This is a genomic window from Oxynema mangrovii CENA135 (genome assembly GCF_016632315.1).
Classification (GTDB): domain Bacteria; phylum Cyanobacteriota; class Cyanobacteriia; order Cyanobacteriales; family Laspinemataceae; genus Oxynema; species Oxynema aestuarii.
Genome location: NZ_JAEOXH010000001.1, coordinates 1,700,564 through 1,713,051, shown reverse-complemented (window position 1 = coordinate 1,713,051; position 12,488 = coordinate 1,700,564). Strand labels below are relative to the sequence as shown.

At 54.2% G+C, this 12,488-nt stretch carries 7 protein-coding genes; 4 read left to right on the top strand and 3 right to left on the bottom strand.

Annotated elements, in window-relative coordinates; translation table 11 throughout:
- The first annotated feature begins 52 nt into the window (after positions 1-52).
- Positions 53-1,348, top strand: a complete 1,296-nt coding sequence (locus JJD41_RS06810) for a type IV pilus twitching motility protein PilT (RefSeq protein WP_168569348.1) — start codon at positions 53-55, stop codon at positions 1,346-1,348.
- A gap of 186 nt (positions 1,349-1,534) precedes the next feature.
- Positions 1,535-2,305 carry a circadian clock KaiB family protein gene (locus JJD41_RS06805; protein ID WP_200665264.1) on the top strand — a complete coding sequence of 257 codons (771 nt, stop codon included), beginning with the start codon at positions 1,535-1,537 and terminating at the stop codon, positions 2,303-2,305.
- Positions 2,306-2,461: 156 nt separating this feature from the next.
- Here the strand turns inward: JJD41_RS06805 and JJD41_RS06800 are convergent, their stop codons facing one another.
- The 3 genes from JJD41_RS06800 to JJD41_RS06790 all read right to left on the bottom strand — a co-directional run bounded on the left by JJD41_RS06800 (position 2,462) and on the right by JJD41_RS06790 (position 7,126).
- Positions 2,462-3,448 (bottom strand): hypothetical protein, encoded by a 987-nt coding sequence (locus tag JJD41_RS06800; protein ID WP_200665263.1) that lies wholly within the window; start codon positions 3,446-3,448, stop codon positions 2,462-2,464.
- 99 nt (positions 3,449-3,547) lie between these two features.
- A complete protein-coding gene (locus tag JJD41_RS06795) occupies positions 3,548-4,954 on the bottom strand; it encodes a NupC/NupG family nucleoside CNT transporter (RefSeq protein ID WP_200665262.1) in 1,407 nt (468 codons plus the stop codon).
- 414 nt (positions 4,955-5,368) lie between these two features.
- Complete coding sequence (locus tag JJD41_RS06790) at positions 5,369-7,126, bottom strand: hypothetical protein (RefSeq protein ID WP_370583823.1); 1,758 nt, start codon at positions 7,124-7,126, stop codon at positions 5,369-5,371.
- Between the two features lie 799 nt (positions 7,127-7,925).
- On the opposite strand from JJD41_RS06790, the gene psaA reads away from it, so the two are divergent.
- Positions 7,926-10,196, top strand: a complete 2,271-nt coding sequence (gene psaA, locus JJD41_RS06785) for a photosystem I core protein PsaA (protein WP_200665260.1) — start codon at positions 7,926-7,928, stop codon at positions 10,194-10,196.
- Between the two features lie 24 nt (positions 10,197-10,220).
- Positions 10,221-12,449, top strand: coding sequence for a photosystem I core protein PsaB (gene psaB / locus JJD41_RS06780; RefSeq protein WP_200665259.1), 2,229 nt, complete (start codon positions 10,221-10,223; stop codon positions 12,447-12,449).
- The last annotated feature ends 39 nt before the right edge of the window (positions 12,450-12,488 follow it).

The following is a 12,488-nucleotide window of genomic DNA, read 5'->3' as shown; positions in this document are numbered from 1 at the left end:
CCCTAAAAATTTGGTTGCATCTGATAGCTATCCGATCGCATAAGAAAGTCAAATGTCACAATCCAAACGTCCGTCCATTCCACCCCCGCCACCCCCACCGGGACGTCCCAACGCCGGAAATTCCGGGGGTCGTCCTGCGGTTCCACCCCCTCCCAAACCCCCAGCGCCGGGAAACATTCCGCCACCCCCGGCAGCTCGCCAAAGCGCCCCTCCCGCACCCCCCGCCCCACAACCGAGCGCCCCTCCCGCCTCCTCGGCGCCTAAAAGTTCTGGCGGTCCGAGTCCGGGACACCCCAAACTGCTCGACTTGGTCAAACAAGCTCACGAAGAAGGAATTTCCGACATCCACGTCGGCGTCAACGAACTGCCTCGGTTCCGCAAACGTGGCGACATTGCCGAAGCCGGATATCCGAAAACCGATCTACCTACCTTCATGAGTTGGCTGCGCGAGTGCATGTCCAACGAAGAAATTCAACAATTTCAACAAAATCTCGACTTTGACGGTGCCTTCGACTTCGGCTTCGTCCGCGTCCGGATTAGCGCCTTCGACTCCCTCGCCGGCCCGGCGATGGTTTTGCGCTTGATTGCGGCGGAGATCCTGACGATGGAACAGTTGAAACTTCCCGAAGTTTTTAAAAAGATTTGCCACTACCACAAAGGGCTCATCTTAGTCACGGGGCCGACCGGATCCGGGAAATCTACCACGATGGCGGCCATGATCGACTACATGAACAAAAATTTCCCGTATCACATCATCACCATTGAAGATCCGGTGGAATTTGTTCATAAAAGTCGAGTTTCTTTGATCAAGCACCGCGAAGTCGGTCGTCATACTTTGAAATTCTTTAACGCTCTTAAAGGCGCTCTACGACAAGACCCGGACATGATCCTCGTCGGCGAAATTCGGGATAAAGAAACGGTCGGGATTGCTATTAAAGCGGCTTCTACGGGTCACTTGGTGATGGGAACTTTGCACACGAACAGTGCTATTAAAACCCTGACCCGGATTCTCGATATGTTTTCCGCCGAAGAACAACCTGCAATCCGCACGTCAATTTCGGAAATTCTCGTCGCGATTATTGCTCAGTTGTTATGTAAAACCACCGATGGTAAACGGGCGGCTTTCCATGACATTCTGATCAATACTGATGTCATTAAAGAATATATCATGAAAGAGCAGTATGAGGATATGCATCAAATCATGTTGAAAGATACGTATGAAGGCATGATTACGATGAACCGTTCTCTGTACGAACTCTATCAAGAAGGTCGGATTACTGAAGAAATCGCCCTCGAACAATCGCCGACCCCGAATGAGATGGCTCAAATGCTACGCGGTCGAATTTAAAACCGCGTGCACGAAACAGGCAAAAGTTCGAGCAAGGTTTCTGAAGGATTGGCGCAAGTTCGAGGAGAAACCGAGCGGGTTTTTGGCTAACTTTTGCCTGTTTTTAAATTTGATTGCTTGAATGCGATTTGATTTATCGATCGAGATCGCGCGATCGCCGTTAGTGTTTATCCCCATTTGGAATTGTTGAATTACCAAACTTCTCCCACTCCTCCGTTGTTTAAAGGAATTGCATTATTTACTCCAGGAGGAGATCTCGTTTACTGCATCGATCCGAGTAAAAAAACTCAGTGGCACGTTAATTTATGTGCCACCCTACAAGAATGGTTGGGTTTGGTCGAACCCCCTCATTTTTTAGTTCCCTGTTATACCGCAACTTTCGACCGATGGCTCGATCCCAATACTCAAGCGGTCAAATGTTCTGCGATCGCCTATTCTCCCGTTTGGCGGTATCGATCGCTGTTGAATCTGATTTTTGAAACCCACGAGGTGGTTTGGTCTCAAGGATCTTGTCCGGAAGAACTCTGCGATCCGATCGTGGTGGCGAGTTATCGGGAACGATTTCCCCAACTCTGGGAAAATCACGATTTAGTCTTGCAGGTCGATTCGCCGATCGCCCGGGCGCCGGAATTCCCCGAAAGCGATCTATCGGCGATCGCCAGAACCGATCCGACCCGTCCCGAAGGAAGCGAGGGTTACGTATTGCGCTTGTTCGTGTCCGGTCGTACCACCGCCACGGAAAAAAGCTTGCAAACCCTCTATCAAGTTTTAGAAGAATCCCTCGGCGTTCCCTATACCCTCAAAGTGATCGACATTCACAAACATCCAGAACAGGCAGAGTTTTCGCAAATTTCGGCGACGCCGACCTTAATTAAATTATGGCCGCTTCCGGTACGCCGGATCGTGGGAAATTTAGAAGATCCCAACACGATCGCCCGCGTACTTGGTTATTATTGAAACATTAAAATAGGTTTAACCCGGTGTTTAACCCGGTTGCACCGACATTGAAAATTTCCAATGAAAAAGGATCGAGTCTGCCCCGATCCTGAAGATATTTTTCCTTATTTTGTACAATAAACGCTCGATATTTTCGGGGCGATCGCCTGCCAACTGTCAAAGGGGTTTGAGGGTTTGAATCACCGTCGCCAAAACACTATCGAGATCGGGCATCCCGCCTTCCGTCGCCGAAATCAAAGCTACGAAAACTGCTTGCGAATTTTGTCGGGCGAAAATAAAACCGCGCATCGGTTGGGTTTGATTGTTAAAGGTTAATTGTCCGGTCCAATTGGCGAGCAGTTCCTCGGGAGCAGAATCGAGCAGTACTCCGAGTTTAAATCCTTCTCCATTCTCGAACATGTCAACGGCGATCGCCGCCAATTGGGCGCGATCGAACGGTTCTGCTGTAGGTTTCTCCTGGACGACGACCGTATAAGCGAGGTTGCCATCGGGGGACTCGACCAGGGGATAACCGTTGACGCTGCCGATCTTGTAACCCGCGATCGTCCCGAGTTCAAAGCGTTCCTCGCGATCGCGATACGCTTGCTCGTTCAACGGGAGCATTAATACTGGATTTTCCGGCGTGCTTTGCGGCGTTGGCGAAGCGGTCGGAGTTGGCGAAGCGGTCGGACTCGGGGAAGCAGTCGGAGTTGGCGAACTCGTCGGACTCGGCGAACTCTCAGGTTCGGGCTCTTCAGTGGGAGTAGGGGAAGCGGTTGGACTCGGGGAAGCAGTCGGAGTTGGCGAACTCTCAGTTTCCGGTTCCTCGGTGGGAGAAGCTGTTGGCGAGGGAGAATCCTCTACCGTCGGCGATTCCTCCGATGCGGGAGATGGGTTCGGAGTCGGGGAAGCTTCGGGGTTGTCTTCCTCTGGAGTTTCCGGGGAAGGTTCGGGAGTCGGTGACGCCTCCTCAACTGTTTCGGGGGATGGGATAACCTCCTGGCCATTTTCTTGAGCGATGCGGGTCGCGATCGCGCCGAGATGGGGGGGGTGTACCGCTTGCGCTGCAACGAACTGAGCGTCGGAACGATGGGAACCGAACACGACCACGACCCCTGCGGCGATCGTGGCGAGGGCGAGCGGCCATAGCCGTTTAAACGTCATCAATATTAACCTCCTCGGAAGTGCGATCGATCGATACTACGGTGGATTGGGCGATCGAAAAAAGTAAGAGAAGCGGGCGATCGCCCGGGTCGAAAAGCGCTATTTTCCTAAAACGGCGGCACTGTCGCCAAAATAATACACACCTGCGATGCAGCCCGTCATCAACGTGGCTAAGGTCGCGGCCCATAGAGATTTCCATCCCAAGGAACTAATATCGCTGCGTCGTTCGGGGACCAAACTTGCCAATCCTCCGACAAAGATGCCGTAAGACGGAATATGGGCAAAACCACATAAGACATAACTGACAATGAGCATGGCGCGATCGTCGATCGCCTCATTCGCCGATAAAGTCGCCAGTTTCAAATACGGCGGAATCGAGGTCTGTAAAACCCGTTGTCCGATCAATACGGAAGACTGCCACAATTCGTTCCACTCTAAAGAAACTCCGGTTAAAAACGTCAAGGGAACGAACAGCACGCCAAAAATATTGTCGAGGGTGACGACACTAAAGACCGCGCCGAACGGACCGGGTAAACCACTCAAGCCTTGAAATAAAGAATCGAGCAGGGCGACTAAACCGATAATGGCAATAATGACCGCCGCAATCCCCACCGCCATATTGACCCCATCCAAAGCCCCGACAATCAAACTATCCATGACTCCCGGTTTTTTCTCGTTTTCGTCTGTGGGGGCCTCGGGAATGTGACCGAGGGTGACGGGTTCTTCTTTTTCCGGGACTAAGATTTTAGCAATCACGAAACAGGCGGGAATCGTCAGCAAGGACGCGGACATCAGGTGACCTGTAATCGTCGGAAAGGTGGGGCGTAGCAATCCCGCATACAGTCCGAGAACGGTAGAGGCGATCGAACCGAAACAACTGGCGAGAATGGCGCACAGTTCGCTGCGGGTCATTTCGGCGAGAAAGGGTTTGACGGCGATCGCCGATTCGATCCCGACGAAAATATTCGCCGATCCGGAAAGGGCTTCGGCGCCGCTAATTCCCAAGATCCGGCGAAAGACAATCGCAAAGACTTTAACGATCGGTTGAATAATATTGAGGCGATAGAGTAGGGCGACGATCGCCGAAAAGAAGATGACTTGAGGTAAGGCTCTAAAGGCGAAAATATAGCCCACGTCGAGGAAGTTGACCCCGAGGCGATCGCCGGGAACGGGAACGTAAGGTTGACCGACGGCGCGCACGATCCAACGGCCCGCATCCCCCGGTCCGGGGGTCAACAGGCGATCGGGAACCATCAACGGACCGAACAGAAATCGCGCCCCGGCTTCGCTAGCGTCGATCAGGGCGTTGAGGGCGTCGTTGAGGGTGGCAATAAAATCTCGTCCTTGGGGAAGGGTGAAGACAAATAATCCGATCGCCAGTTGCAGTCCGACTCCCCAAAAAATGACTTTCCAAGGCACGGTGCGGCGATCTTCCGAACCCAACCAGGCAATAAAGCACAGGCCGAATATTCCTAAAAAAGAAATTAAATTTAAAGTAAGGTTCATGGGATGGCTATTTCCCTCAATTTAAGTCGAATCGTCTCAAATACGCGGATTCAATCAAAACAGTAACCGATAATCGATCGCGTTTCTGGCACGGCGATCGCAATCTAAACTTTAAACTTATAGAAAATTGAGGCGATCGGTGAAAATCGAGTGAATTCTCGCCCTCGCTGCCGTTTTCCAGCCCAAAGATTTTGGAGGGGAGGCGATCGCCTTTAAGTTCACTCCTCTTGTAGGGATACAGCACTCGGGCGTCTGATGAGGTACAGTGCCAGATCCCCCTATCCCCCCTTACCAAGGGGGGAACGAGGAAAGTAGGGGTTTGGTTACCAAACCCCTACCTGGCGAGGGAGATTTAGGGGGATCTAAATGTCTTGCATAGCAGAGGAAAATACTATAGATTCAACCCCTCACGAGTTAAGACGGATCCCTCGCTTCAACCTCCTTCGCCGTCTCGACACTTTCTTCCTCGGCGGTCGCCGTTTCGGGTTCAGCCGTTTGACTCGATTCGACCCCTTGCGATTCGGGTTGTGCTACTTGTGCGTCAACCGTTCCGGATTCCACAGGCTCGACATCGGGCGCACTCGGCTCGCTTGGCTCGGTTTCGGCTGTTTCCGCCTCACTCGTGTCGGGTTCGGAGGTGTTCTCTGTTGCCGCTTCTTGAGGGGTTTCGCTTTCGACCTGGATCGGTGTTTCCGTCTCCTGTTCTACCGGGGGAATGGTCGTCGTTTCTGGGATGTCCGGTTCTGAAACTGCGGGCGCCGATTCTACCGTTGGCGGAGAACTCGGTTCTACGGACGGAACGGGAGTCGCAGGACGACGGAAGCGATCGAAAAAGTGTTGAAAGCGTGAAGTAATGGACTCTTTACTGTCCGAGGACGTCACTTCCGGCTCGATTTCGGATTCGGTTTGGTCTTCGGGCGCGATCGGGGTATCGGGGGTTTCTGTGGTTTCCGTTTGGGCTTCTACAGCTTCGGTTTCCGTTTCACCGATCTCGGGTTCTGGTTCCGTACTGGATTCGGCGGATTCGGCGGGTTCGACGGCTTCGGGAGTTTCTGGAACTAATGTCGGTTCCGCCGTCGGTTCGCTGGCGGGACTGGGTTCGACGGCTTCGGGAATGGGGATCGGTTCGCTTTCAGGAACGACTTCTACGGGCATTTCTTCCGGTTTGGGAAGGGGTAGAAGAGGTTCTTTTTTCTTGGATTGGGGTTGGGGAATGGGGGTCGCTTTGGGTTCGGGCGGGTTGTAAGTCGGATCGACGATCGCGATCGCCTCTTGTGCGGACAGATCGCCGCGTATCAGGCGCGAGAGGGGGTCTTTACCGCGCGGTTGGTAGGCGATCGCCCTTACGGTGTTATTGAAGGGATTCTCGACTGGATTGCCTGTTTCGTCGAGAAATTCGAGTTGCACCCAGTTTTGTCCCGGTTTAAATCCTTTGAGATACAGGGGATCCCAGCGATCGACGGTGAAACTTTCCCCGTTGACGGTCACCCGAATCCGCCAATCGGCGATCTCGTCGTCGGGCTGTTCGCGGGCGACCCAATGTAAGGGAGCATTAGTCAGGTAAAAGTCTACGAGAATCGGTTCGGCGCCGTAGCTGCCTCGGGGGGCGTTGTAGGTGAGTAGGGGTAAGTCGGGTTTGGGGGAATGTTCTTGGGTTTTGGCGAACAGGTGGAAGGTGGTTTGTGCGTAGGCGCCTTCGTTTTTAAAGCTTTCTTCCCAGGGTCGCACCGCAAAGACGCGCAAGGTGTGGGTTCCCGGGGTGAGGTCTTCTAAGATGAGGGGTTCGTCGGGGTTGTAGACCTGGGTGTAGGTTTGGTTGTCGAGAATGACGTTTAAGTGGGGACCGAGATCGAGGTCGGCATTTTTGAACAGGGGTAAATCGCGTACCTGCAATTTGACCGGAACGGTGGTCGTTTCGAGGATTTGTTCCGGTTGGGGGGACAAGATCTCGACTTGGGGTTGGTAGCGGTCGAGAACTTGTCGCAGTTTTTGGATTTCTGTGGGGGGCGAAACTTCGCTGACCCTCGGGGTTGACGAGAGGGTGACGGTTTGCGCTTCGTCAGGAAGGGTCGGGGTTTCGAGGCGATCGCCGCACCCGAACAGACCCAAGATTAATACGAAGACCAATCCGCACTTGAGCAGCGCTCTCAACCGGAGCGATCGCCAATTCATACCAAACACTGAGTAATACTCCTAAGTGATCTAACGATTAAAATCTCCAAGCAGATTCCATAAGAAAAGTCTATGCACGGCTGACGGCACGACGGCGCGCTCTCGGCGATCGCGTGCCGTTGCACAACTATATTCCCAGGTCTTGGGTTTTTAGAAAAATACAAGCGACTCTAAGCTAGAGGGGCTACCTCTCACAGCCCCCTGAGTTGCGTTCGAGTATTAGTCGGACTAATGATTAAGATGTATTAAGTTATGGATCTAACCCTTGACTTTTGACAAGGAATTTGAAGGTTAAAGGTAACGGAATATCAAAGGTTTAAGAATTTGAATTATTGTTAAGTGCACCTGAAATTTAGTGGAAGGTAGCCCTATAATGCACCAACAGAAGCCCACCGAAGAAGCACTTCCCCTGTGAATACTGCGGATTGGTGGGCATTCCAGCAAAGGTTCTGTCTTGACAGCCAGCTTGGAGGCGGCTTAACAAACCGCCAAATTTACGTAATCCTACGGAGAGAACATCAGTCTCAAAGAGGATACAAAGCCTGTAGGTCTCTAAGATCTGCAACAAAAGGTAAAGAAAGAGCTGGCTGAGATCCCGAGCGATGTTGTGCGCGAGATCGCACCAAGTCCACGAACGGAGTCAATCTCCGAGATTGGCCGCTCCAGAGTGGGTGCTACGGCGATCGAATCGCACGACCCCCAGCCGGGAGGCAAGCAAATCTTTGCACCTCACTCACCCGCCTTCGGGTGAATTCGTAAACTACAGTTACTTGACTTGTCTAGAGAGAGGAGAGTCTCGATGACGATCAGTCCTCCCGAGCGAGAGGCAAAAGTCAAAGTGACAGTCGAAAACGATCCCGTACCGACTTCCTTCGAGAAGTGGTCCAAACCCGGGCATTTCGACCGTTCCTTGTCTCGCGGTCCCAAAACCACCACTTGGATTTGGAACCTGCACGCCAACGCTCACGATTTTGATAGCCATACCAGCGATTTAGAAGACGTATCGCGCAAGATCTTTAGCGCGCACTTCGGTCACCTGGCCGTCATCTTCATTTGGTTGAGCGGCGCCTATTTCCACGGTGCCAAGTTCTCCAACTATGAAGCATGGCTTGGCGATCCCACCGGGATCAAGCCGAGCGCCCAGGTTGTCTGGCCGATTTTCGGTCAAGAAATTTTAAACGCCGATGTTGGCGGTGGATTTCACGGTATTCAAATAACTTCCGGGCTGTTCCAGCTCTGGCGGGCTTCCGGCATTACCAACGAGTTCCAACTCTACTGCACCGCCATCGGTGCGTTGGTCATGGCGGGTTTGATGCTGTTCGCCGGGTGGTTCCACTATCACAAACGCGCTCCCAAACTGGAATGGTTCCAGAACGTGGAGTCGATGATGAACCACCACCTCGCCGGACTGTTGGGGCTCGGGTCCCTGGGTTGGGCCGGACACCAAATCCACGTTTCCCTGCCGATCAACAATCTCTTGGATCGAGGCGTCGCGGCGAAGGACATTCCCTTACCGCACGAATTCATCCTCAATCCGAGCTTGATGACCGATTTGTATCCCAGTGTGGAATGGGGATTCTTTAAAGGTGTCATGCCCTTCTTCACCTTGAACTGGGGAGCCTACTCGGACTTCCTGACCTTCAAAGGTGGATTGAACCCGGTCACGGGCGGTCTCTGGCTGTCGGATACGGCGCACCATCACGTGGCGATCGCCGTTCTGTTCATCATTGCCGGACACATGTACCGGACCAACTGGGGCATCGGCCACAGCATGAAAGAGATGCTCGAAGCCCACAAAGGTCCGTTCACCGGACAAGGCCACAAAGGTCTCTACGAAATCCTGACCACCTCCTGGCACGCTCAGCTCGCCATCAACTTAGCCTTGATGGGTTCCTTGAGCATCATCGTGGCTCACCACATGTACTCGATGCCTCCGTATCCGTACATTGCCACCGACTATCCCACTCAACTGTCTCTGTTCACGCACCACGTGTGGATTGGCGGTTTCCTGATCGTCGGGGCGGGTGCCCACGCTGCCATCTTCATGGTTCGCGATTACGATCCGGCTAAAAACGTCGATAACCTGCTCGACCGGGTTATCCGTCACCGGGATGCCATCATCTCTCACCTGAACTGGGTCTGTCTGTTCTTGGGCTTCCACAGCTTCGGCTTGTACGTCCATAACGACACCATGCGCGCTTTCGGTCGTCCTCAAGACATGTTCTCGGACACCGGAATTCAACTGCAGCCCATCTTCGCGCAATGGGTGCAAAACCTGCACGCCTTAGCGCCGGGCAACACCGCTCCTAACGCGGTAGAAGCTGCCAGCTATGCCTTTGGTGGCGACGTCGTCGCCGTTGGCGGCAAAGTGGCCATGATGCCGATTACCCTCGGGACGGCAGATTTCTTGGTCCACCACATTCATGCCTTCACCATTCACGTTACCGTTCTCATCCTGCTCAAGGGTGTGCTGTTTGCCCGCAACTCTCGTCTGATTCCCGACAAGAGCGAACTGGGCTTCCGCTTCCCTTGCGACGGCCCCGGACGCGGCGGCACCTGCCAAGTTTCCGGTTGGGATCACGTGTTCTTAGGTCTGTTCTGGATGTACAACTCCCTGTCGATCGTGATTTTCCACTTTAGCTGGAAGATGCAATCCGACGTATGGGGTACCGTTGCTCCGGACGGCACTGTTTCTCACATTACGGGTGGAAACTTCGCCCAAAGTGCGATCACCATTAACGGCTGGTTGCGTGACTTCCTGTGGGCGCAAGCCTCTCAGGTCATCCAATCCTACGGTTCGGCACTGTCTGCTTACGGTCTGATGTTCTTGGCCGCGCACTTTGTCTGGGCCTTCAGCCTCATGTTCCTGTTCAGTGGCCGTGGCTACTGGCAAGAACTGATCGAGTCTATTGTCTGGGCGCACAACAAGCTTAAAGTGGCTCCTGCCATTCAGCCTCGCGCTCTGAGCATCATCCAAGGACGTGCTGTTGGTGTCGCTCACTACCTCCTCGGAGGGATCGTGACGACCTGGGCATTCTTCCTGGCTCGGATCATTTCAGTGTCGGGATAGAGCGAGGAGGATAGATAACGACTTATGGCAACTAAATTTCCAAAATTTAGCCAGGACCTCGCAGCCGATCCGACAACCCGTCGGCTTTGGTACGGAATCGCCACCGCCCACGACTTTGAAAGCCACGATGGCATGACCGAAGAAAATCTTTACCAAAAGATTTTCGCCAGTCACTTCGGCCACCTGGCAATCATCTTCCTGTGGACCAGTGGCAACCTCTTCCACGTCGCCTGGCAAGGAAACTTCGAGCAGTGGGTCAAAGACCCGCTCAACGTGCGACCGATCGCCCACGCGATCTGGGATCCGCAATTCGGGCAGCCCGCCGTAGACGCCTTCACCCAAGCGGGAGCGAGCAACCCAGTAGACATCGCCTACTCCGGCGTTTACCACTGGTGGTACACGATCGGCATGAGAAGCAACGGCGACCTGTACCAAGGTGCCATCTTCCTGATGGTCCTCGCCGCCGTCATGCTGTTCGCCGGGTGGTTGCACCTACAGCCGAAATATCGCCCCTCCCTGTCGTGGTTCAAAAACGCCGAATCGCGGCTGAACCACCACCTGGCGGGACTATTCGGCGTCTCCTCCCTCGCCTGGGCCGGACACCTGATCCACGTCGCCATCCCCGAAGCGCGCGGGCAACACGTCGGGTGGGATAACTTCCTCTCCGTCAAACCGCACCCCGCCGGATTGGCCCCCTTCTTCACCGGAAACTGGGGCGTGTACGCCCAAAACCCGGACACCGCCGAGCACGTGTTCGGCACCAGCCAAGGCGCCGGAAGTGCGATCCTGACCTTCCTCGGGGGCTTCCATCCCCAAACCGAAGCCCTGTGGCTGACCGACATCGCCCATCACCATCTGGCGATCGCCGTCTTGTTCATCATCGCCGGACACATGTACCGGACGAACTTCGGCATCGGTCACAGCATGAAAGAGATCGTGGACGCCCACAATCCCCCAGAAGGCACCCCCTTCGGCGGACTGCTCGGCGCCGGACATAAAGGGATGTACGACACGTACAACAACTCGTTGCACTTCCAACTCGGATGGCACCTCGCCTGTCTCGGGGTGGTCACCTCCCTGGTGGCGCAACACATGTACTCCCTGCCCAGCTACGCCTTCATCGCCAAAGACTTCACCACCCAAGCCGCCCTGTACACCCATCACCAGTACATCGCCGGATTCTTGATGGTGGGAGCCTTTGCCCACGGGGCAATCTTCCTCGTGCGCGACTACGACCCGGAAGCCAACAAGAACAACGTCTTGTACCGGGTTTTAGAACACAAAGAAGCGATTATCTCGCACCTGAGCTGGGTATCCCTGTTCCTCGGGTTCCACACCCTCGGCTTGTACGTCCACAACGACGTCGTCGTGGCCTTCGGCACCCCGGAAAAACAAATCCTGATCGAGCCCGTATTTGCCCAATGGATTCAAGCAGTCCACGGGAAAGCACTCTACGGCTTCGATACCCTGCTGTCGAACCCCGACAGCATCGCGAGTACCGCCTGGCCGAACTACGGCAACGTCTGGTTACCGGGCTGGTTGGAAGCGATCAACTCCAACAGCAACTCGCTGTTCCTGACCATCGGACCGGGAGACTTCCTGGTACACCACGCGATCGCCTTGGGTCTGCACACCACGACCCTGATCTTGGTCAAAGGCGCCCTCGACGCCCGAGGGTCCAAGCTGATGCCGGATAAAAAAGACTTCGGCTACAGCTTCCCTTGCGACGGCCCCGGACGGGGAGGCACCTGCGACATCAGCGCCTGGGATGCGTTCTATCTGGCGATGTTCTGGATGCTCAACACCCTGGGCTGGTTGACCTTCTACTGGCACTGGAAACACCTGTGCATCTGGCAAGGCAACGTGGCGCAATTCAACCAGTCTTCGACCTATTTGATGGGCTGGTTCCGCGATTATCTGTGGCTGAACTCGTCGCAGTTGATCAACGGTTACAACCCGTTTGGAGTCAATAACCTGTCGGTATGGGCGTGGATGTTCCTGTTCGGACACTTAGTCTGGGCGACGGGCTTCATGTTCCTGATTAGCTGGCGCGGTTACTGGCAAGAACTGATCGAAACCTTGGTCTGGGCGCACGAACGGACGCCGTTGGCGAACTTGGTGCGCTGGAAAGACAAACCCGTGGCGATGAGCATCGTTCAAGGGCGCTTGGTGGGTCTGGCTCACTTCACTGTGGGTTACGTCCTTACTTACGCGGCGTTCTTGATTGCTTCGACCTCCGGGAAGTTCGGTTAAACCCTTCGGGTTTTAACTGAATTGTTGAAAACCCCCTGC